Annotated in this window: 23 protein-coding genes; 19 read left to right on the top strand and 4 right to left on the bottom strand. The window is 72.3% G+C overall.

All coding sequences use genetic code 11. From position 1 onward, the window contains the following. The first annotated feature begins 7 nt into the window (after positions 1-7). The 11 genes from NCI01_RS08390 to NCI01_RS08340 all read left to right on the top strand — a co-directional run bounded on the left by NCI01_RS08390 (position 8) and on the right by NCI01_RS08340 (position 9632). Positions 8-1024 (top strand): Rv3626c family coenzyme F420 biosynthesis-associated protein, encoded by a 1017-nt coding sequence (locus tag NCI01_RS08390; RefSeq protein ID WP_254181021.1) that lies wholly within the window; start codon positions 8-10, stop codon positions 1022-1024. Further along, the gene (gene tilS, locus NCI01_RS08385) at positions 1021-2019 is read left to right on the top strand and encodes a tRNA lysidine(34) synthetase TilS (protein ID WP_254181020.1); all 999 of its coding nucleotides are present in this window, start codon (positions 1021-1023) and stop codon (positions 2017-2019) included. The genes NCI01_RS08390 and tilS overlap by 4 nt, the downstream gene beginning before the upstream one ends. A gap of 18 nt (positions 2020-2037) precedes the next feature. Further along, on the top strand, positions 2038-2589 hold the full coding sequence (hpt, locus tag NCI01_RS08380) for a hypoxanthine phosphoribosyltransferase (RefSeq protein WP_254181019.1): 552 nt from the start codon (positions 2038-2040) through the stop codon (positions 2587-2589). Positions 2590-2705: 116 nt separating this feature from the next. Next, complete coding sequence (gene ftsH / locus NCI01_RS08375; protein ID WP_308213203.1) at positions 2706-4763, top strand: ATP-dependent zinc metalloprotease FtsH; 2058 nt, start codon at positions 2706-2708, stop codon at positions 4761-4763. Between the two features lie 38 nt (positions 4764-4801). Then, positions 4802-5380 carry a GTP cyclohydrolase I FolE gene (gene folE, locus NCI01_RS08370; RefSeq protein ID WP_254181235.1) on the top strand — a complete coding sequence of 193 codons (579 nt, stop codon included), beginning with the start codon at positions 4802-4804 and terminating at the stop codon, positions 5378-5380. Positions 5381-5418: 38 nt separating this feature from the next. Further along, entirely contained in the window at positions 5419-6225 is an 807-nt protein-coding gene (gene folP, locus NCI01_RS08365; protein WP_254181234.1) for a dihydropteroate synthase, read from the top strand. Continuing rightward, on the top strand, positions 6222-6602 hold the full coding sequence (folB, locus tag NCI01_RS08360) for a dihydroneopterin aldolase (protein ID WP_254181017.1): 381 nt from the start codon (positions 6222-6224) through the stop codon (positions 6600-6602). Before folP ends, folB begins: the two co-directional genes overlap by 4 nt. Further along, positions 6595-7164 (top strand): 2-amino-4-hydroxy-6-hydroxymethyldihydropteridine diphosphokinase, encoded by a 570-nt coding sequence (gene folK, locus NCI01_RS08355; RefSeq protein WP_254181016.1) that lies wholly within the window; start codon positions 6595-6597, stop codon positions 7162-7164. The genes folB and folK overlap by 8 nt, the downstream gene beginning before the upstream one ends. A 10-nt stretch (positions 7165-7174) precedes the next feature. After that, positions 7175-7675: a DUF3180 domain-containing protein gene (locus NCI01_RS08350; protein ID WP_254181015.1), complete on the top strand. Its 501-nt coding sequence runs from the start codon at positions 7175-7177 to the stop codon at positions 7673-7675. Between the two features lie 9 nt (positions 7676-7684). Then, entirely contained in the window at positions 7685-8302 is a 618-nt protein-coding gene (locus NCI01_RS08345; RefSeq protein ID WP_254181014.1) for a hypothetical protein, read from the top strand. A 229-nt stretch (positions 8303-8531) separates the two neighbouring features. Then, complete coding sequence (locus NCI01_RS08340; protein WP_254181013.1) at positions 8532-9632, top strand: GNAT family N-acetyltransferase; 1101 nt, start codon at positions 8532-8534, stop codon at positions 9630-9632. Between the two features lie 116 nt (positions 9633-9748). Here NCI01_RS08340 and NCI01_RS08335 read toward each other — a convergent pair whose 3' ends face one another. Continuing rightward, positions 9749-10732: an ABC transporter ATP-binding protein gene (locus tag NCI01_RS08335; RefSeq protein WP_254181012.1), complete on the bottom strand. Its 984-nt coding sequence runs from the start codon at positions 10730-10732 to the stop codon at positions 9749-9751. Between the two features lie 3 nt (positions 10733-10735). Between NCI01_RS08335 and NCI01_RS08330 the strand changes: the two genes are divergently transcribed. From NCI01_RS08330 to NCI01_RS08320, 3 genes are all read left to right on the top strand, one after another. Then, entirely contained in the window at positions 10736-11434 is a 699-nt protein-coding gene (locus tag NCI01_RS08330) for an ABC transporter permease (protein ID WP_254181011.1), read from the top strand. After that, on the top strand, positions 11434-12192 hold the full coding sequence (locus tag NCI01_RS08325) for an ABC transporter permease (protein WP_254181010.1): 759 nt from the start codon (positions 11434-11436) through the stop codon (positions 12190-12192). The genes NCI01_RS08330 and NCI01_RS08325 overlap by 1 nt, the downstream gene beginning before the upstream one ends. A gap of 62 nt (positions 12193-12254) precedes the next feature. Continuing rightward, complete coding sequence (locus NCI01_RS08320; RefSeq protein ID WP_254181009.1) at positions 12255-13208, top strand: ABC transporter substrate-binding protein; 954 nt, start codon at positions 12255-12257, stop codon at positions 13206-13208. 123 nt (positions 13209-13331) lie between these two features. Here NCI01_RS08320 and NCI01_RS08315 read toward each other — a convergent pair whose 3' ends face one another. Next, positions 13332-14441, bottom strand: a complete 1110-nt coding sequence (locus tag NCI01_RS08315) for a glycosyltransferase family 2 protein (RefSeq protein ID WP_254181008.1) — start codon at positions 14439-14441, stop codon at positions 13332-13334. Between the two features lie 46 nt (positions 14442-14487). On the opposite strand from NCI01_RS08315, the gene NCI01_RS08310 reads away from it, so the two are divergent. From NCI01_RS08310 to NCI01_RS08290, 5 genes are all read left to right on the top strand, one after another. Then, positions 14488-15618: a sulfotransferase family protein gene (locus tag NCI01_RS08310; RefSeq protein WP_254181007.1), complete on the top strand. Its 1131-nt coding sequence runs from the start codon at positions 14488-14490 to the stop codon at positions 15616-15618. Beyond that, positions 15615-16565, top strand: coding sequence for a glycosyltransferase family protein (locus tag NCI01_RS08305; protein ID WP_254181006.1), 951 nt, complete (start codon positions 15615-15617; stop codon positions 16563-16565). The genes NCI01_RS08310 and NCI01_RS08305 overlap by 4 nt, the downstream gene beginning before the upstream one ends. Before the next feature lie 193 nt (positions 16566-16758). Continuing rightward, on the top strand, positions 16759-17697 hold the full coding sequence (locus NCI01_RS08300) for a MetQ/NlpA family ABC transporter substrate-binding protein (protein ID WP_254181005.1): 939 nt from the start codon (positions 16759-16761) through the stop codon (positions 17695-17697). Between the two features lie 28 nt (positions 17698-17725). Continuing rightward, on the top strand, positions 17726-18754 hold the full coding sequence (locus tag NCI01_RS08295; protein ID WP_254181004.1) for a methionine ABC transporter ATP-binding protein: 1029 nt from the start codon (positions 17726-17728) through the stop codon (positions 18752-18754). Next, a complete protein-coding gene (locus NCI01_RS08290; protein WP_254181003.1) occupies positions 18751-19416 on the top strand; it encodes a methionine ABC transporter permease in 666 nt (221 codons plus the stop codon). The genes NCI01_RS08295 and NCI01_RS08290 overlap by 4 nt, the downstream gene beginning before the upstream one ends. A gap of 16 nt (positions 19417-19432) precedes the next feature. On the opposite strand, the gene NCI01_RS08285 is transcribed toward NCI01_RS08290, so the two are convergent. Both NCI01_RS08285 and NCI01_RS08280 read right to left on the bottom strand, forming a co-directional pair. Further along, the gene (locus tag NCI01_RS08285; RefSeq protein ID WP_254181002.1) at positions 19433-20155 is read right to left on the bottom strand and encodes a hypothetical protein; all 723 of its coding nucleotides are present in this window, start codon (positions 20153-20155) and stop codon (positions 19433-19435) included. Then, on the bottom strand, positions 20152-20544 hold the full coding sequence (locus NCI01_RS08280) for a PadR family transcriptional regulator (RefSeq protein ID WP_308213202.1): 393 nt from the start codon (positions 20542-20544) through the stop codon (positions 20152-20154). The genes NCI01_RS08285 and NCI01_RS08280 overlap by 4 nt, the downstream gene beginning before the upstream one ends. Between the last annotated feature and the right edge of the window lie 102 nt (positions 20545-20646).

The following is a 20646-nucleotide window of genomic DNA, read 5'->3' as shown; positions in this document are numbered from 1 at the left end:
TCGTGACATGAACCTCGTCGACTGGGACTTCGCCGTCACCGTGGGATCCCGGATCGCCGGGCCCGGGCCGGACGTGTCGCCCGACGAGGCCGCCGCCGCCGTCGTCGAGCTGCGCGAGGGGGCTGAGCGCTCGACCCCGCTGGTCCGTGACTTCACCGGGCTGCACACCGAGGCGGGCACCGCTCCCGTGCTGGTGGTCGACCGCACCGGGTGGCTGCGCGCCAACGCCGACGGCTTCGCCAAGATCCTCCGCCCCGTCGTGGACAAGCTGGTGGAGAAGAAGGGCCCCCCGTCGGCGTTCGCCGAGGCGATCGGCACCCGGGTCACCGGCGCCGAGGTCGGGCTGATGCTCGGCTTCCTCAGCAGCAAGGTGCTGGGGCAGTTCGACCCCTTCCACGACCCGCACGGCCGGCTGCTGCTGGTGGCGCCCAACATCGTCCACGTCGAGCGCGAGATCGGCGCCGACCCCACCGACTTCCGGCTGTGGGTGTGCCTGCACGAGGAGACCCACCGGGTCCAGTTCACCGCCAACCCCTGGCTGGGCGAGCACCTCATGTCCCAGATGCACGCCGTCGCCGACACCCTGGAGCCGAGCGCGCTGCTCGACGGGCTGCGGCGCGGCGCCGACGCCATCCGCGGCGGCAACGGCAGCGTCCTCGACCTCGTCTCCTCGCCCGAGCAGAAGGAGATCCTCGACCGCGTCACCGGGGTGATGTCGCTGCTCGAGGGCCACGCCGACGTCGTGATGGACGGCGTCGGTCCCACGGTCATCCCGTCGGTGGAGGAGATCCGCCGCAAGTTCAACCAGCGCCGCAAGGGCGTCGGCTCCCTCGACAAGCTGCTGCGCCGCCTGCTCGGCCTCGACGCCAAGATGGCGCAGTACCGCGACGGTGCGGCGTTCGTGCGCCACGTCGTCGACAAGGTCGGCATGGACGAGTTCAACGCCGTGTGGATCGGCCCCGAGACGCTGCCGTCCAAGGCCGAGATCACCGACCCCGACGCCTGGGTCGCCCGGGTGCTGTGACGCTCCACCCCTCGATCGCCGCGGTCCGGGTGCCCGTCCGCAGGACGCTCGCCGCGCCGGAGGCCCGAGGCGGTGGCACTGGTGATGGCCGGGGGACCGTGGCCGTGGCGTGCAGCGGCGGAGCCGACTCCCTCGCCCTCGCCTCCGCGACCGTCTTCGAGGGCCACAAGCTCGGGCTGCGCGTCGTCGGGGTGACCGTCGACCACGGCCTCCAGCCCGGCTCGGCCGAGCAGGCCGACCGCGTGGTCGCCCAGCTCGCCGCGATGGGCGTCGACGAGACCCTGACCGCGCGCGTCGAGGTCGACGCCGCGTCCGGCCTCGGTCCGGAGGCTGCCGCACGCAAGGCGAGGTACGCCGTCCTGGAGCAGGTCGCCGAGCACCTGCGGGCCGGGCTCGTGCTGCTCGGCCACACCCTCGACGACCAGGCCGAGACCGTGCTGCTCGGCCTGACCCGCGGCTCGGGTGGGCGGTCGCTGCAGGGCATGCGGCCGGCCTTCGGCGTGTTCGCGCGCCCGCTGCTCGGCGTACGCCGTGCCGACACCGTCACCGCCTGCCTCGTCGAGGGGCTCGAGGCGTGGGAGGACCCGCACAACTCCGACCCGGGCTACACCCGCGTGCGGGTGCGGGACCGGGTGCTCCCCGTGCTCGAGACCGAGCTCGGTCCCGGCATCGCCGAGGCCCTCGCCCGGACGGCCGACCAGCTGCGCGAGGACACCGCCCTGCTCGACGACCTCACCGACCGGGCGCTCGCCCACGCCCGACGCGACGGTGGCCTCGACGTCGCGACCCTCCGCGAGGAGCCGCCCGCGATCCGGCACCGCGCGCTCCACCGCGCCGCGCTGGACGCCGGGTCGCCCGCGTCCGAGCTGACCCGCGACCACGTCCTCGCCGTCGACCAGCTGCTCGTCGGCTGGCGCGGCCAGAAGTGGATCGACCTGCCCGGCCCGCTCCGGGCGATCCGTCGTGACGGGCTGCTGGTCGTCGAAGCGCCCTGAGACCCTAGGCTGACGCCCATGGACTCGTCCCACGTGGAGAACGACCTGGTCAACATCCTTTTCACCGAGGAGCAGATCCAGCAGCGGCTGGCCGAGATGGCCCTCCAGATCACCGAGGACTACGAGGGCCGGGACCTGCTCGTCGTCGGCGTCCTGCGCGGCGCGGTGATGGTCATGGCCGACCTCGCCCGGTCGATGCCGCGGCACCTCGAGATGGACTGGATGGCGGTCAGCTCCTACGGCTCGGGCACCAAGTCCAGCGGCGTCGTCCGCATCCTGAAGGACCTCGACACCGACATCAGCGGCCGCGACGTGCTGATCGTCGACGAGATCATCGACACCGGCCTCACGTTGAGCTGGCTGGTCAACAACCTCTCGAGCCGCAGCCCCGCCAGCGTGGAGATCGCCACGCTGCTGCGCAAGCCCGAGGCGCTGTCGATGCCCGTGGAGCCGAAGTACGTCGGCTGGGACATCCCCAACGAGTTCGTCGTCGGCTACGGCCTCGACTACCGCGAGCGCTACCGCAACCTGCGCGACATCGGCACGCTCGCGCCCCACGTCTACTCCTGAGCGCGGGTGCGTTCGAGCCCGAACCGGTCGCCCCGCTTCACCCTGCCTGAAACAATGAGGGCACCCGGCGGCGTTGTAGCGTCGCCTCCTCACCTCCGAAACGCCGAAAGTTGCCTGTGAAGCGCATATTCAAGGGTCCCTGGCTGTGGATCGTCCTGTCCGCCTTCGCGGTGCTGCTGGCGATCCAGTTCCTCGCGCCCAGCGACGGCTACGACGAGGTCGACACCTCGACCCTCGCCTCCTACATCGACGACGGCAAGGTCAAGGAGATCGAGTTCAACGGCGCCGACTTCGAGATCCAGGCGACGCTCGACGACGGCACCCGCAAGGACGGCGACAAGGTCGTCGCGCAGTACATCGACGGCCAGCAGGAGGAGCTCCTCGCAGCGGTCACCGAGCAGCGCGCCGCCGGCACCATCGAGTCCTACAACTCGACCGTCCCGCAGCCCAGCTTCCTCGGCTCGCTGCTGGCGACGCTGCTGCCCTTCGCGCTGATCATCCTGCTGTTCATCTTCCTGATGAACCAGGCCCAGGGCGGCGGCGGCCGCGGCGTCATGCAGTTCGCCAAGTCCAAGGCCAAGCTGATCACCAAGGACATGCCGAAGACGACGTTCAGCGACGTCGCCGGCTGTGAGGAGGCGATCGAGGAGCTCGGCGAGATCAAGGAGTTCCTCACCGACCCGGCCAAGTTCCAGGCCGTCGGCGCCAAGATCCCCAAGGGCGTCCTCCTCTACGGCCCGCCCGGCACCGGCAAGACCCTCCTCGCGCGCGCCGTCGCCGGCGAGGCGGGCGTGCCGTTCTATTCGATCTCCGGATCCGACTTCGTCGAGATGTTCGTCGGCGTGGGCGCGAGCCGCGTGCGCGACCTCTTCGAGCAGGCCAAGGAGAACCCGCCGGCCATCGTCTTCATCGACGAGATCGACGCCGTCGGCCGCCACCGCGGCGCCGGCATGGGCGGCGGCCACGACGAGCGCGAGCAGACCCTCAACCAGCTGCTCGTCGAGATGGACGGCTTCGACGTGCGCGGCGGGGTCATCCTGATCGCGGCCACCAACCGTCCCGACGTGCTCGACCCGGCGCTCCTGCGCCCGGGCCGGTTCGACCGCCAGGTGCAGGTCGACGCCCCGGACCTCAACGGCCGCCACCAGATCCTCAAGGTCCACTCGCGCGGCAAGCCGATGGCGCAGGACATCGACCTGCTCAGCATCGCCCGCCGCACGCCCGGCTTCACCGGTGCCGACCTGGCCAACGTGCTCAACGAGGCGGCGCTGCTCACCGCGCGCGGCAACGCCAAGATGATCACCGACGCGTCCCTCGACGAGGCGATCGACCGCGTGATCGCGGGTCCGCAGCGTCGTACGCGCCTGATGAGCGAGCGCGAGAAGCTCATCACCGCCTACCACGAGGGCGGCCACGCGCTGGTCGCCGCGGCGCTGCCGGGCACCGACCCCGTGCACAAGGTGACGATCCTGCCGCGCGGTCGCGCGCTCGGCTACACGATGGTGCTGCCCGACCGCGACAAGTACTCCCAGACGCGCAGCGAGATGCTCGACTCCCTCGCCTACATGCTCGGTGGCATGGCCGCCGAGGCGCTGATCTTCCACGACGTCACCTCCGGTGCCGGCAACGACATCGAGAAGGCCACCAACCTGGCCCGCGCGATGGTCACCCAGTACGGCATGACCGAGCGCCTCGGCGCCGTCAAGCTGGGCGACAGCAACTCCGAGCCCTTCCTCGGCCGCGACATGGGCCACACCCGCAACTACTCCGAGGAGACCGCCGCGGCGGTCGACGGCGAGGTCAAGACGCTGCTGGGCCACGCCCACCAGGAGGCCTTCGAGATCCTCGAGACCAACCGCGACGTCCTCGACGCGCTGGTCCTCGCGCTGCTCGACAAGGAGACGCTCGACAAGGCCGAGATCGCGGAGATCTTCGAGCCGCTCACCCGGCGGCCGTCCCGGCCCGCGTGGACCGGCTCGCCCCTGCGCGTCCCCTCGACGATCCCGCCGGTCGACATCCCGCAGGAGATCCGCGACCGCGTGCACGCCGGTGCGAGCGCCGAAGAGGCGGAGCCGGGCGCGATCCTGACGCCGCCCGGTGCCGGCGGTGACGTCCACGGCAGCCCGCTGCCCGGCCACGAGGCGCCGGCCCCGCCCCACCCGGACGCACCGTGACGGACCCCGTGACCGCGCCCCTGCGCGATCCGGAGGACGTGCCGGAGTTCGACCACGCGCGGGCGGAGGCGGCCGTGCGCGAGCTGCTCATCGCGATCGGCGAGGACCCCGAACGCGAGGGGCTGCTCGAGACCCCCGCACGCGTCGCCCGGGCCTACGCCGAGCTCACCCACGGCCTGCGGCAGAGCGCCGAGGACGTGCTGACCACGACCTTCGACCTCGGGCACGAGGAGATGGTCCTGGTGCGTGACATCGAGCTGTGGTCGATGTGCGAGCACCACCTCGTGCCCTTCACCGGCGTGGCGCACGTCGGCTACATCCCGGCGGAGACCGGCAAGATCACCGGGCTGTCCAAGCTGGCGCGGCTCGTCGACGTCTACGCCAAGCGCCCGCAGGTGCAGGAGCGGCTGACCACGCAGGTCGCCGACTCGTTGATGGAGATACTCGAGGCGCGCGGCGTCATCGTGGTGATCGAGGCCGAGCACCTCTGCATGACGATGCGCGGGGTCAAGAAGGCCGGGGCCCGCACGATCACCTCGGCCGTGCGCGGCGCCTTCCTCACCCACCAGGCCACCCGCGCCGAGGCGATGGCGCTGATCCACTCAGGCACCAGGTGAGCCAGGGCGCCCCGCCTGCACCCGCGGTCACCCGCGTGATGGGGATCGTCAACGTCACGCCGGACTCCTTCTCCGACGGCGGCCGCTGGGACACCACCGAGGCCGCGGTCGCCCACGGGCGCGACCTGCTGGAGCAGGGCGCCGACGTCCTCGACATCGGGGGCGAGTCGACCCGGCCCGGAGCGACCCGTCCGCTCGTGGCCGAGGAGCTCGACCGCGTGGTCCCGGTGATCCGCGAGCTGGCGGCCGACGGGGCCGTGGTGTCGGTCGACACGATGCGCGCCGAGGTGGCGGCGGCGGCCCTCGGCGCGGGCGCACGGATCGTCAACGACGTCTCCGGCGGCCTCGCCGACCCCCGGATCCTCGACGTCGTCGCCGACAGCGACGCGACCTACGTCGCCATGCACTGGCGCGCCCATGCCGACCGGATGCGCGACTTCACCGACTACTCGCCCGACGGCGTCGTGGCGTCTGTACGCCGAGAGCTCGGCGAGCGCCTCGACGCCGTCCTCGCCGCCGGTGTCCCGCAGGAGCGGGTGGTCCTCGACCCGGGGCTGGGCTTCGCCAAGCGGCCGCCCCACAACTGGGAGCTGCTGGCCGCGATCGACGTCCTGCGCGAGCTGGGCTGCCCGCTGCTCGTGGGCGCGAGCCGCAAGTCGTTCCTCGGCACCCTGCTCGCGGTCGACGGCTCGCCGCGGCCGGTGGAGGAGCGCGAGCACGCCCACGTCGCCCTGGTCACCCTGCTGGCCGTCCGGGGGGTGGAGCTCGTGCGCGTGCACGACGTACGGGCCACGCGCGACGCGCTCGCGGTGGTCTCCGCGATGACAGGAGGGGATCGCCCATGAGCGTGACCGACGAGCTCGCCGTGACCGGCATCGAGTGCTTCGCCCACCACGGCGTCTTCGACTTCGAGCGGCGCGAGGGGCAGGTCTTCGTCGTCGACCTCGTGCTCGGCATCGACACCCGGCCCGCAGCCGCCTCCGACGACCTGGTTGACACGGTCAACTACGGCACGCTGGTGGCGGACGTGAAGGCTGCCGTCGAGCGCGACCCGGTCGACCTGATAGAAACCGTCGCTCAACGCATCACGGACGTGTGCCTGTTGGACACTCGTGTTGAATGGGCGCGAGTCACGCTCCACAAACCTGATGCGCCCATCGACGCGACGTACTCGGACGTCGCGCTGACGATCACCAGAACGCGAGGCAACGCTCATGACTGAGACCCCCAACCCCCACATCGTGGATGCCGACTCCCTCACCGGTGAGATGCACCCGATCCGTCGGGTGGTGGTGGGCCTGGGCTCCAACCTCGGCGAGCGCCTGGCGGCCCTCCAGGGGGCGGTCAACGCCCTCGCGGACACCCCCGACTTCTTCGTGACCGGCGTCTCGCCCGTCTACGAGACCGAGCCGGTGGACTCGCCCGACGGCTCGCGTCCCTACCTCAACGCCGTCCTGCTCGCCGACACCACGCTCCCGGCCGCCCGGCTGATGGAACGGGCGCTGGCGATCGAGGACGCCTTCGACCGCGAGCGCAGCGACATCCGCAACGCGCCGCGCACCCTCGACGTCGACCTGATCGTCGTCGGCGACCGCCGCGCCAACGAGGACTTCCTCCGCCTGCCGCACCCGCGCGCCCACGAGCGTGCCTTCGTCCTCCAGCCGTGGCACGACCTCGAGCCCGACGCGGTCTTCCCCGACCGCGGCCCGATCGCCCAGCTGCTCGACGCCTCCGACTCCTCGGGCGTGAAGAGGCGCGAGGACCTCACGCTCGAGGTCGAGTGAGCGGCGCCGAGTGAGCGACGCCGGGCCGGAGCCCGACCCGGACCCGGAGGAGCCCCGCGGCACGCTCCGCCCGACCTCTGCGCGTGCCCTGACGGCCTGCATAGTCGTAGGGCTGGCGCTCGGCTGGGCGCTCCACCCGGTGATGAGCGCGCTCACGGGCCGTCCGCCGCTCGTGTCCTGGGCCCAGGCGCTGGTGCTGGTGCTGGTCGCCGCGATCATGGGCTTCCTCGCCTGGCACACCTGGCAGACGGTGCACGTGCGGCGCGAGCGGCTCGAGCCGCACCAGGCCGTCAACCGCCTCGTGCTGGCCCGCGCGTGCGCCCTCGCCGGCGCGCTGGTGACGGCCGGCTACGTCGGCTACGCCGTCAGCTGGCTCGGCGACGAGTCCTACTACGCCGACCGGTGGATCCTGCGCGCGCTCGTCGCGGCGGCCGGTGCGGCCGGGGTGACCCTCGCCTCCCTCGCCCTCGAGCGTGCGTGTCGCGCGGACGGTGGCCGGCCGCGCCCCTAGTCTGGCGCCATGCCTCCCCAGCAGTCACAGCAGTCACAGGTGTCCCGCACGCCTGCTCGTCGCCGCCAGCGCAGCACGCGTCTGGCCGTGGCCGTCGCGCTCCTCGCCGTCGGCGCGGTGCTCGTCATCGGCGCCCTCGCGTCCTCGTCGGCCGGCCTGACCGCTGTCGCTGCCGTCGTGGCCGTGCTGGCCGGTGCCGCCGCCACCCGCATCACCCACTCCGAGCTCATGCAGGCGCGCCGCGACGCCGCCCGCGACCGGGCCGTGCAGGCGCAGGAGTACCGCGCCCTCACCGAACGTCGTACGGCCGAGTCCGCGGCGTTCGCCGCCGACATGCGTCGCAAGATCAACGAGCGCGAGGAGGCCATCGACGTCCTCGAGCGCGCGCTCTCCAACGCCCAGAAGAACGCCGCCGAGCAGACCCTCAAGCGCGGCCAGGAGGCCCGCCGCGCCGACGCCGCCGAGCGGGGTCGTGACGAGGCCGAGCGCGGTCGCGACGACGCCGAGAGCCGCGCCGCCGAGGCGATCGTCATCGTCGCCGAGCTCGAGGCCGAGATCGACGTCCTGCGCGCCGAGCTCGACTCGCTGCGCGCGGCTGCCGCGCGCCGCAACCACAAGAGCGCCTGAGCCGCCTCGACGCACGCCCCTCGCCGTTCTCGCGTGCCGCCGGGACCCGTCCGGCAGCGGTGGCTGAGGGGGGTTCGGTCCGCCCGTAGTCCTCCTCACGCACCGCCCACGGGGGGACACGCCGTCACCCGTCCGGCAGCGGTGGCTGAGGGGGGTTCGGTCCGCCCGTAGTCCTCCTCACGCACCGCCCACGGGCGCGGCGGCGGTGCGTACGGAAGAATGACCGCTCGTGATCCCTGAGGATAACCGGTTCGAGAGCGACCCCACCGACGCGCTGCCGGACGACCCGGGGCTCCCCGCGGGCTGGGTGGCCGACGCGCCCGACGGCGACGACCCGGCGACCGTCGAACGGCTGACGGAGCTGCTGCGCGACCACGAGCGCGCCGGACGCGGCTGGGCGGGATCGGGGGAGGAGGAGGTCCTGGTCGAGGTCTCCGAGCGCGGGCTGATCATGCGTGAGAACCTCGTCGTGCGCGACCCCGACGGCCGGATCCAGGCGTGGGGCAGCGTCCACGACCGAGCCGAGGGCCGGATGCTCTTCGTGCACATCGTGGCCCGGGACGTCGACCAGCGGACCGCCGACCGCTGCAGCGAGGTGCTCTTCGAGTGGGCCGAGTCGCAGGCCAGGGCCGTGGGAGCGGCCCGGGGCCTGGCCGAGCAGCAGATCGACACCGGGTCCTTCGCCGACGACGAGCGCCAGCACGCCTGGCTGGCCGACGCCGGCTTCGAGCGGGTCCGCACGTGGTGGCAGATGAGCCGCTCGGTGGAGGCCGCGGAGGCCGAGCTGGTGCCCGACCCGGCGCGCTGGGAGCGCAAGGGCGTGGTGTTCCGCCTCGTCGAGCGGCAGGGCGGCCACGACTCCGGCGGGATGCCCGACGAGGCCGACCTGCGGGCGGTGCACGACGTCCTCGAGGGCGCGTTCACCGACCACTTCAACTCCTCGGAGGAGACCTTCGACGAGTTCATCCACCGGCTCCGGGAGGACCCCGGCCACCGGTGGGACCACTGGTGGCTGGCCGAGATCGTCGACGGCGAGGGCGGCGAGCCCGAGCCCGCCGGTGCCCTCGTCGGCACGGTGAGCGAGTCCGGCACCGGCCCCGACGGGTCGTACGTCTCCTACCTCGGCGTGCTCGAGTCCGCGCGCGGCCGCGGGGTGGCCACCGGCCTGCTCCGCACGATCATCGCCGACGCCGCCGCCCGCGGTCGGGACCGTGTCGGGCTCGAGGTCGACGCCGACTCACCGACCGGGGCCGACGGCCTCTACACCGCGATGGGCTGGGGCACGAAGTACGTCACGGAGTCCTGGCACAAGGATGTGACGGTCACGTAGGACGCGAGGAACGAGCGTCCTGCGTGCAACCGGCCAGGTCGAGCACGTCGCCCGGCTGAGCCTGCGAAGCCGGGACCGACGCGTCGAGACCACGACGGTCACGTAGAACGATCGCCTCAGCGCAGGGACTCGCGCAGCGCCCGGTGCACCCCGGCGGGGGTGAGCACCCCGAGGAACGTCGGCCCGCGTCGCACCCCGACCATCGGCTTGTCGTCGCGCAGCATCGCGGCGAGCGCGTCCTCGAGGGAGGAGTCGATGTCGATGGCCGAGCCGAGGTCGCCGGTGGAGACGCCGTCGAGCGGCTCGAGGTGGTCCTCGCGGAGCCGGGTCACGGTGAGCGTGCGGAGGCCGCCGGAGCCCACGAAGTCGGCCACCTGGTCGTCGGCGGGGTGGGCGAGCAGCTCGCCGGGCGTCGCGTACTGCGCGAGACGGCCACCGGCCGCGAAGACGGCCACACGGTCGCCCATACGGATGGCCTCGTCGATGTCGTGGGTCACCAGCACGACGGTCTTGCCGAGCTCGTCCTGGAGCCGGCGGAACTCGTCCTGCAGGCGGCCGCGGACGACGGGGTCGACGGCGCCGAAGGGCTCGTCCATGAGCAACACGGGCGGGTTGGCCGCCAGCGCCCGGGCGACGCCGACGCGCTGGCGCTGGCCGCCCGACAGCTCGTGGGGGTACTTCCGGGCGTACTGCTCCGGCTCGAGGCCGACGGTGTCGAGCAGCTCGTGGGCGCGCTCGCGCGCGGTGGCCCTGGACTCGCCGTAGAGCAGCGGCACCGTCATCACGTTCTGCTCGATGCGCTGGTGGGGGAACAGGCCGATCTGCTGGATGACGTAGCCGATGCCGCGGCGCAGCTCGACCGGGTCGGCGTCGGTGACGTCCTGGCCGTCGAGCCAGATCCGGCCGGTGGTCGGCTCGATCAGCCGGTTGATCATCTTGAGGGTCGTCGACTTGCCGCAGCCCGACGGACCGACGAGGCAGACCATCTCGCCGCGGGCGACCTCGAGGTCGAGCTCGTGGACGGCCACGGTCCCGTCGGGATAGGTCTTGCCCACACCCTCGAGCCGGATCATCGGCTCGTCGCCCCGTGTAGCGTCCATGCGGTGACCATACTGGGGGCCGCAGACTCCGGGCCGAGCTGCTACAGCCGGTTCGTCAACGAATGGTTCTGCTGGCAGTACGTCGAGGACCGGCACGAGCAGATCACCGACGCCCTCGTCGAGCACGTCCTCATCACGCTGGCGGCGCTCGCGCTCGGCATCGCCATCGCCCTGCCGCTGGCGCTGGTCGCGCGGCGGCTGCCTCGCCTGGAGTCCGCGGTACTGGGCTTCAGCACCGGGGTCTACACCGTGCCGTCGCTGGCGCTCCTGCCCCTGCTGGTGCCGTTCACCGGCCTGTCGGCCGCCACGGTCGTGATCGGGCTCGGGCTCTACGCGCTGACGATCCTCGTCCGGGCGCTCCTCGACGGGCTCCGCTCCGTGCCCGACGACGTACGCGAGGCGGCGCGCGGCCTCGGCTACGGGCGCGCGCGGATGCTCACCCGGATCGAGATGCCGCTCGCGCTCCCGGTCGTCATGGCCGGCCTGCGGGTGGCGGCCGTGTCGACGATCGCACTGACCACCGTCGGCACCCTGGTGGCCTACGGCGGCCTGGGTGACCTCATCTCCCACGGCGTGCAGCGCGACTTCCGCGCCGAGCTGATGACCGCGGCGGTGCTGTGCGTCGTGCTGGCCGTCGTCCTCGACGTCGTGCTGGTGCTGCTGCAACGGGTGCTGACGCCGTGGACGGCAGGGGCGCGCTGATGGACCTCTTCGCCGAGACCGGGCGCTACCTCCTCGACCCCGACAGCTGGACCGGCGCGGGCGGCCTCGTCGCCCGCCTGCTCGAGCAGCTGCTGCTCACCGCCACCGCGCTCGTCGCGGCGATGCTGCTCGGGCTGCCCCTCGCCCTCTGGCTCGGCCACCTCGGCAAGGGCGGCTTCCTCGCCGTCAACGTGTCCAACGTCGGCCGTGCCGTCCCCACGTTCGCCCTGCTGGCCCTGCTGGTCGCCGCCGACTGGCCGGGGTCCGCGGACTTCGGCCCCTACGGCCGCGCCGGCCTCGCGACGCTCATCGCGCTCGTGCTCTTCGCGCTCCCGCCGCTCATCACCAACGGCTACGTCGGGATGCGCGAGGTGCCGTCCGACGTGCAGGAGGCGGCCGACGGCATGGGCATGTCGCCGGTGCAGCGCTTCCGGCGCGTCGAGCTGCCGCTCGCGCTGCCCGTGGTCGCATCGGGCGTGCGCCTCGCCCTCGTGCAGGTGTGGGCCACGGCCACCATCGCGGCCCTGGTCGCGGGACCGGGCCTCGGTCGGATCATCACCGAGGGCTTCGCCCGTAACGACTACGCCCAGGGCATGGCGGGTGCGGTGGTCGTCGCCCTCGTGGCCCTCGTCCTGGAGCTGGCCGCCGCCGCGGTCCAGCGCGCCGTGGACCCGATGCCGCGGGGCCCGTCACCGGATCGTGATGACGCCGTGTCGGTGCCCTCGACTACGGTGGCAGAGGCTCCCACCGGGAGCTGAGCGGACCCGCTCGCACACCGGACACGCGTGGCTCGGCCACGGGACACAGAAGGTTCAACGACATGCACGTACGACGTCCGCTGATGGCGGTCACCGGTCTGGCCCTGACCGCCCTGCTCGCCGGTTGTGCCGGCGACGACCTGGCCGCGGAGAACGACGAGCCCACCTCGGGCTCGGGTGGCGGAGGTGGCGAGGGCACGTCCGTCGTCATCGGCAGCCAGAGCTTCGACGAGGCCGCGCTCGTCACCGCGATGTACCAGCAGATCCTCGAGGCCGAGGGCTACGAGGTCGAGACCCGCCTGGTCGACACCCGCCCGGTCTACCTCAACGAGATGCCCGACTCGGTGCAGATCGCCCCCGAGTACGTCGCCGGCATCGTCGACCAGCTCAACACCGACGCCAACGGCCCCGACGCGGAGCCGCTGTCGACCAGCGACGCCCAGGAGACGATCGACGCCGGCGCGTCGCTGCTCGAGGAGAAGGGCATCACCCTGCTCGAGCCGTCGGAGGCGTTCTCGGCCAACGGCTACTTCACCAGCCAGGAGTTCTCCGACGCCGAGGGCGTCACGAAGCTCTCCGACCTCGAGGGCCAGGCCGTGACGCTGGCCGCCGCCCCCGACTGCAAGGGCCGCACCGACTGCGAGAAGGGCCTGGTCGACACCTACGGCATCGACATCACCTTGGAGCCGCTGGGCTACGCCTCCACCGAGACGTTCCAGGCGGTGCTCGACGGCGAGGCCCAGCTCGGCCAGACCAGCACGCTCGACGGCACGCTCGAGGACCAGGGCCTGCTCCTGCTCGAGGACGACAAGGGCATCCAGCCCGCGCAGAACCTCGTGCCCGCCGTGTCGACCGACTTCCTCGCCAACCACCCCGACGTCGAGGGTCCGCTCAACGACCTGATGGCGGCGCTCGACAACGAGACCCTCGGCGAGCTGCTCGTCAGCGTCCAGATCGACCGCGAGCAGCCGGCCGACGTGGCGCAGGAGTTCCTGGAGTCCGAAGGCCTTCTGTGAGACGAGCAGCCGCGCGTCCTTGATCTCGACGCGCCCGGTCGCGACTTCCTGCGTCAGTCCGCGGGGCTTGCTCAATCTGGCCGAGCCCACGCCACGACCTCGTCTCTCGGTCGCGTCTGCTCGTCACATCTCGTGGTCCCGGAGCGCCAAGGCCTCCGGGGCCACGGTCGTCTCGTCGAGCACCGAGGGGGGCACCGACAGCCGCCACGCGCCCGTGGCGATGTCCTGCGCCCGCGGGGCGGGTCCGTCGAGCGTGGCGGCCCACTCCATCAGGGCGGTGACGTCGGCGCGGCGGTCCTGCTCGACGAGCCAGCCCGCGAGCCGGTGGACGGGCGGCAGGCCGCTGTGCACCAGCGAGCGGCGGCCCCAGAGCTCCAGCACGCCTGAGCGGAGCAGGCGCCACCACTCGGGCGTGCACCCGGGCACGAGCAGGAAGTAGCGCCAGAGGTCGCCGGCCAGCACCCGGTCGACGAAGACCTGCTCGACCTCGGCCGAGCCGTGGGCCCGCACCGCGGCCAGCGACGTCCGCTTGGTCTCCCACCGGTCGGCGAGGTCCTGCAGCGACGAGGCGCGGGTCTGCGTGATCGAGCCCTCCCGGATCCGCCAGTGGTAGACCACCTCGTCGAGCACGTCGAAGCTGCCCTCGAGGAAGGCCCGCGTCGTCGTGGGCTGGTCCTCGTAGCGCACCCCCTCCGGCCACGACAGGCCACGGGCGTCCCACCAGGACCGGCGGAACACCTTGTTCCAGGCGAACACGTCGCCCAGGAGCTCGGGCCGGTCCTCGACGCGCGCTCCCCGCAGCGGCCGGTGGAGGCGTCGCATCCACGGTGGCTCGACGAGCCGGTCGCCCTCCCAGCGCACGATCGAGCCGGTCGCGAAGTCCGAGCCCGAGCGGGTGAGCGCGCCCACCAGGTCGGCGTACGCCGTGGGCGGCAGCACGTCGTCGGAGTCGAGGAAGGTGAGGAAGTCGCCCCGCACGTGCTGGGTGCCCAGGTTGCGGGCGGCGCCGAGGCCGCCGTTGACCGAGTGGACCACGCTGATCCGGTCGTCCCGGCGCGCCCAGGCGTCGGCGAGCTCGCCGGTGCGGTCGGTGGCACCGTCGTCGACGATCACCGCCTGCCAGCGCCGGTGCGTCTGGGCGAGCAGCGAGCGGACGCAGTCGTCGAGGTAGTCCTCCACGCCCCACGCCGGGATCACCACCCCGAGCATCGGAGTGCGGGAGAACAGCCTCATACGGCCGGACCCTAGGACATCGCTCCGCGCCGGTAGGCTGCCCGCCGTGACCGAGCAGCCCAGAGCGATCGACGAGATGAACCCCGACGGAGTGCCGCGGAAGGTCCTCTTCGTCGCCGGCGCCGGCCGCAGCGGCACCAGCACCCTGGCCGGGATCGTGTCGCGGCTCGGGATGCACGTCCCGCTGCCCGAGGTCCCGCCGGACGACTCCAACCCGCGCGGGTTCAGCGAGCCGCAGTGGGTCGTCGACGTCCACGACGAGTGGCTCCACGAGTCCCTCGTGCAGGTCAGCGACAGCCGTCCGGAGGCGTGGTTCGACACCGGCCGCATCTGCAGCCGCGAGCCCGCCCGGATCCGGGTCAGCGAGTGGCTCGAGCCGCACTTCGCCGAGCACCCCGAGCTCGTGGTCAAGGACCCGCGGCTGAGCTGGTTCCTGGGCCTGTGGCGCGTCGCCGCCATCCGCACCGGAGCGACGCCGGTCTTCGCCACCATGCTGCGCCCGCCCGCCGAGGTCGTCGGCTCCAAGCAGAAGTACTACGCCAACAAGCTGGGCTCGGCCCACCTCGCGGCGAGCTGGGTCAACATGCTCCTCCACACCGAGCGCGCCACCCGCAGCGTCGACGGCGTGGGCGAGCCCGACGCCGGCCGGGGCCGCGTGTTCGTGCGTTACGAGGACCTGCTGACCGACTGGGTGAAGACGACCACGGCCATGGGCCACGCCCTCGACCTGCAGACGATCATCCACACGCGCAGCGACCAGATCCGCGAGGTCCACCGCTTCATCGACCCCAACCTCCGCCGCGTGAGCGCCACGCTCGACGACCTCGCGCTGCCCAAGCGGCTGCACGACCTCACCGGCCAGACGTGGGAGGAGCTCAACAGGCTCGCCGACGAGGGCGGCGACACCACCGACGCGCACGAGACCTTCGACCAGCTGCGCGCGGAGTACGTCGACCTCTACGAGGAGGCGGCGGCCATCAGCCGCTCGACCGCCGAGCACGCCCGCCACCAGGCCCGGCGGCGGGCGCTCCACGAGGCCGCCGATGCGGGCGGCTCGAGGTCGCTCGCCGACCGCGTGCCCCACGACGTACGCGCCGCGATCCCGCCGTCGGTGCGGCGCGGGGTGCGCAAGGCGCTCGGCCGCAGCCGCGACGGGTCCGGGGACGGACAGCCGTGACCATCCCGATCGGCTCGGGCCACGGCCTGACCAACATCGAGGGCCACACCGAGTTCGACATCGTCTGGCCGTGGAACCAGCCCGGCGGGCTCCGCCGCGGCGCCACCGCCGTGCTCAGGGTCAAGAACGAGGCACCCGGCCTGCGCTTCGTGCTGCCGCCGCTGCTGCGCGCGTGCGACCACGTGCTGCTGGTCGACAACGGCTCCGACGACGGCACCGGCGAGGAGGCGCTCCGGGTGGCCGCCGAGCACGGCCTGTCGGACCGGTTCACGCTGAAGGAGTACCCGTTCCAGGTGGCGCGCGCCGGCGCCGAGCACCTGGCGGTCAACGAGCGCTCGGTCCACTCGCTCGCCTACTTCTACAACTGGTGCTTCTCCCACGTCCGCACCCGCTACTCGTGGAAGTGGGACGGCGACATGGTCCTCACCACCGAGGGCGAGGTGTCGATGGCCGACCTGTCCTGGCAGGTCGGGATGGCCGAGGCCGTCATCCGCTTCCCGCGCCACGGCCTCTACGTCGAGTCGGACCGCAAGGCCTACCTCGACCTCGGCCTGCGCAACATCGAGGAGTGGGGCTTCCCGATGAGCCCCGACTACGTCTACACCAAGGCGCCGGAGTGGGAGATCCGCACGACGCCCGAGCGCATCGAGATGTTCGCGCTGCCGCAGGGGCTGTGCGTCGAGCTCAAGTGGCTCGACGGCGACGAGTTCGCCCACTGGACCAACCCCGAGTCGTTCGCCACCTCCATCCGCAACCGGCGCAAGCGCCGCGAGTGGCTGGTGTGGAACGCGCTCCACGACGGGCAGGTCCCCGAGGGAGTCGTGGAGATCGAGTCACCCGAGGGCGTGCACGTGGTCGACCACGTCACCCACGCCTGGCTCCCGCGCGCGCCGCGCCCCTTCGTCGTCGACGACCCCGACCACGCCAGGCTCCACCTGCGCGCCTGAGTGAGGCGGTTCACACCGTCAACCGGGATAGCGGTTTGGCCTCTCGAGGTTGCACCGGTCTAAGGTCGCCGCACGGCTTTGTCGTGCTTGTCTACCAAGTTAGTTCGGTTAGGCATGGGCGGCGGCCAGTGGGGGTGACGCCACCGTGCGTGCTCGTCCCCGCGCTCACCGACGTACGACGAAAGGCTCCGCCGTGTCCGAGACCCACCCGCAGATCGCACCCCCCGCCAAGCGACGCACGCCGCTCCTGATCGGCGTCGCCGTACTCGCGGTCATCGTCGTGGTGGTCGGCCTCCTCTGGTCGCGAGGTGACGACGCCGGCGCCGCCGGCGGTGAGGAGCGCGAGAAGGTCGTGCTCGGCACCGTGGGCGCCAGCGACCCCTACTGGCAGGTGCTCGTCGACGCCGCCGCCGAGGAGGGCATCGACCTCGAGGTCGAGGACTTCGCCGACTACACCCAGCCCAACCCCGCGCTGAGCGAGGGCGAGCTCGACATCAACCAGTTCCAGCACCTCGTCTACCTCGCCGAGTACAACGTCGCCAACGACGACGACATCGTGCCGCTGGGCTCCACCGCGATCTACCCGCTCGGCCTCTACTCCTCCCAGGTCGACTCCGTCGAGGAGATCCAGGACGGCGACACCGTGGTCGTCCCCGACGACGACAGCAACCAGGCCCGCGCCCTGCTGATCCTGCAGTCGGCCGGTCTCATCACGCTGGAGGACGGCGGCTCGATCTTCTCCACGCTCGCCGACATCGACGAGGCCGCCTCGAAGGTGGAGGTCAAGGCGATCAAGGCCGACCTCACGCCCACCTCGCTGCCCGACGTGGCCGCGGCGGTCATCAACAACGACTTCGTCGAGAAGGCCGGCCTGTCCTTCGAGGACGCCCTGGCCACCGACGACGTCGAGGACCCCAACGCGCTGCCCTACGTCAACGTCTTCGCGGTCCGCGCTGAGGACCGCGACGACCCGACGCTGCTCAAGCTCGTCGAGGTCTACCAGGAGACCCAGGCCGTGCTCGACGGCGTGCAGGACGTCTCCGGCGGCACCGCCGAGCTGGTGAAGATCCCGCAGGAGGACCTGCAGGCGTCGCTCGACGACGTCGAGGCCGACACCGCGGCCCAGCAGTGACCCGACGCTGACAGGGGAGGAGCCCACGATGCCGCTCGTCGAGCTGACCGACGTGCACAAGACGTTCCCGGCCGCACGCGGACGGACGCCCGTCGAGGCGATCCGCGGGGTCGACCTGACGGTCGAGGCGGGAGAGATCGTCGGCATCGTGGGCTACTCCGGTGCCGGGAAGTCCACCCTGGTGCGGCTGATCAACGCGCTGGAGACCACCACCTCCGGCAGCGTGCAGGTCGACGGCCGGGAGATCACCGGCCTCAAGGAGCGCGAGCTGCGCGAGGTGCGGCTGGGGATCGGGATGATCTTCCAGCAGTTCAACCTGTTCCGCTCGCGCACCGTGTGGGGCAACGTCGCCTACCCGCTCGAGGTGGCCGGCGTCCCCGCGCAGGAGCAGAACGCCCGGATCTCCGACCTGCTCCACTTCGTCGGCCTCGCCGACAAGGCCCACAGCCACGTCGAGGAGCTCTCCGGCGGCCAGAAGCAGCGCGTCGGCATCGCCCGCGCGCTCGCGACCAACCCCCGGCTGCTGCTCGCCGACGAGGCGACCAGCGCCCTCGACCCGGAGACCACCCAGGAGGTGCTCGCCCTGCTGCGCCGGGTCAACCGCGAGCTCGGCATCACCATCGTGGTGATCACCCACGAGATGGACGTCGTCCGCAGCCTGGCCCACCGCGTCGTGGTCATGGAGGCCGGTCGCATCGTCGAGGAGGGCCCGGTCGTGCAGGTGCTCTCCGACCCGCAGCAGCCCGTCACCCGCCGCTTCGTCTCGACGATCGTCGACGACGAGCCCGACGCCGAGGCGCTGGCCGCCCTCCACGCCCGCCACGCCGGACGCTTCGTCAAGCTCGCCTTCCGCGGCGACGAGGTGCGTCAGAGTGACGTCTTCGCGGTGCTCCTCGAGCACGGCGTCCGCTTCGAGCTCGTCTTCGGCGGGATCGAGGAGGTCCAGGGCGAGACCTTCGGCAACCTCACCCTCGCCCTCGACGGCGATCCCGCGGCGGTGGACGCCGCGGTCGACGCCGTACGAGCACTCGTCCCCACGAAGGAGCTGGCCCGATGACCGACTCCAACATGGACCAGCTCTGGCCGCTCTTCTGGGAGGCGGCGTGGGAGACCCTCTACATCGTCGCCATCACCCTGACCCTCGGTGGCCTGCTGGGCCTGCTGCTGGGACTCGGGCTCTACGTCACCCGCAGCGGCGGGCTCTACGCCAGCCGGCCGGTCAGCGTCGTGCTCAACGTGCTGGTGAACTTCTTCCGGCCGATTCCGTTCGTCATCTTCATCGCCGCCGTCCAGCCGTTCGCCCGGGTGGTCGTGGGCACCGGCATCGGCAACCCCGCCATCATCTTCGCCCTCACGCTCGCCGCCGCCTTCGGCATCAGCCGCATCGTCGAGCAGAACCTCGTCACGGTCGATCCGGGCGTGATCGAGGCCGCGCGCTCCGTCGGGGCCAGCCGGGCCCGGATCGTGCGGACCGTGGTGCTGCCCGAGGCGCTCGGGCCGCTGGTGCTGGGCTACACCTTCGCCTTCGTCGCGCTGGTCGACATGACCGCGGTGGCCGGCGTCGTCGGCGGCGGCGGGCTGGGCAACTTCGCCCTGCAGTACGGCTTCCGGCAGTTCGACACGGTCGTCACCTGGACCGCGGTCATCGCGATCGTGGTGCTGGTGCAGGTCGTCCAGCTGGCGGGCAACACCACCGCGCGCCGCATCCTCCGCCGCTGACCCGGAGGACCGGGCCTCAGAGCAGCAGCAGCGGCAGCGCCATGACCACGGTCAGCAGCGGGAGCAGCCACGGCGTCAGCCGCTCGAGGCCGCGCATCATCGCGTCATCGGCCACCGTGCCCGCGCCGCCGGCCTCCTCGGGGCCAACGACGGGGTCGTTCAGGCCCGTGACGCGCAGCGCCATCGCGGTGCTGGCCGCCAGGAGGACGACGCCCGCCGCCAGCGAGCCGGACGCGGACAACGTGAACAGCGGCTGGCGACCGAGCAGCAGGATCGCCACGAACACCCCGATCGGGGCCAGTGCGCCGAGCGCGGCGACCCACCAGTGCCGCACGACCGCACGCAGCAGGCGATCGGCACAGCTGACGACGAGGGCGACTCCCACGACCGTGAGCACCACCACCGCGACGACACCGGTGGTGACCTCGACCCGAGTGCCGACGCGCAGGGCGCCGAGCGCGGCGAGCGTGAGCAGCATGCCGGAGAGCCCGACACCCGAAGGGAGCAGCTCTGCGCGCCAGTCGCGGATCGCGGCCCGCTCGGGCGCCAGCTCGACGGCGTACGCCACGGGCTCGCCGAACGCCTCCCGCGCCGACTCGCCGCTCTCGTCGCAGTGGGCCTCGACCTCCGCGAGCGCGGCGCCGATGGCTCGACCGCCGACCCCGCGCAGGCGCAGCTCGAGCAGGAACGCCTCCGCCCAGTCCGGCTCGACGTGCGGAGTGTGCGTGTCGATCTTCATGACGGGTCCTTTCCGGGACTGGGCGCAAGCGCAGCAGGGCTGCTCGTGGTCGTGCTGACGAAGGTGCTGGTGACCTCGGCGAAGGCCCTCCACTGGCTGGTCTGGCGGTCGTGCTCGACGCGCCCCGCGTCGGTCAGGGCGTAGAACTTGCGACCCGGGCCCCCGTCGCCGGCGCGCCACTCGACGGTGACCAGGCCTGCCTCCTCCAGGCGCGCGAGGAGCGGGTAGAGCGTGCCGCCCTTGATCGCTCCGAGGCCGACGTCGGCCAGGGCGCTGGCGATGGCGTAGCCGTAGGTCGGGCCGTCGGCGACGACGTGCAGTACGCACACGCCGAGGGCGCCGCGCAGCCACTCGGCCGGCCACGGCTGGGTGGCGGAGGACAGCGGCATGGCTAGATGGTGACGCGAACTAGTCAGGCTGTCAACCTATTGCCGCGGGCGAGAGGCCGACACACGTGCCGGGGCGTGGCGTGCGTCACGCTCGCGGGGCGT

It is taken from the genome of Nocardioides pinisoli (genome assembly GCF_024199985.1).
GTDB lineage: Bacteria > Actinomycetota > Actinomycetes > Propionibacteriales > Nocardioidaceae > Nocardioides > Nocardioides pinisoli.
Note: the sequence above shows the minus strand (reverse complement) of the source record. Positions and strands in the feature narration are given on the sequence as shown.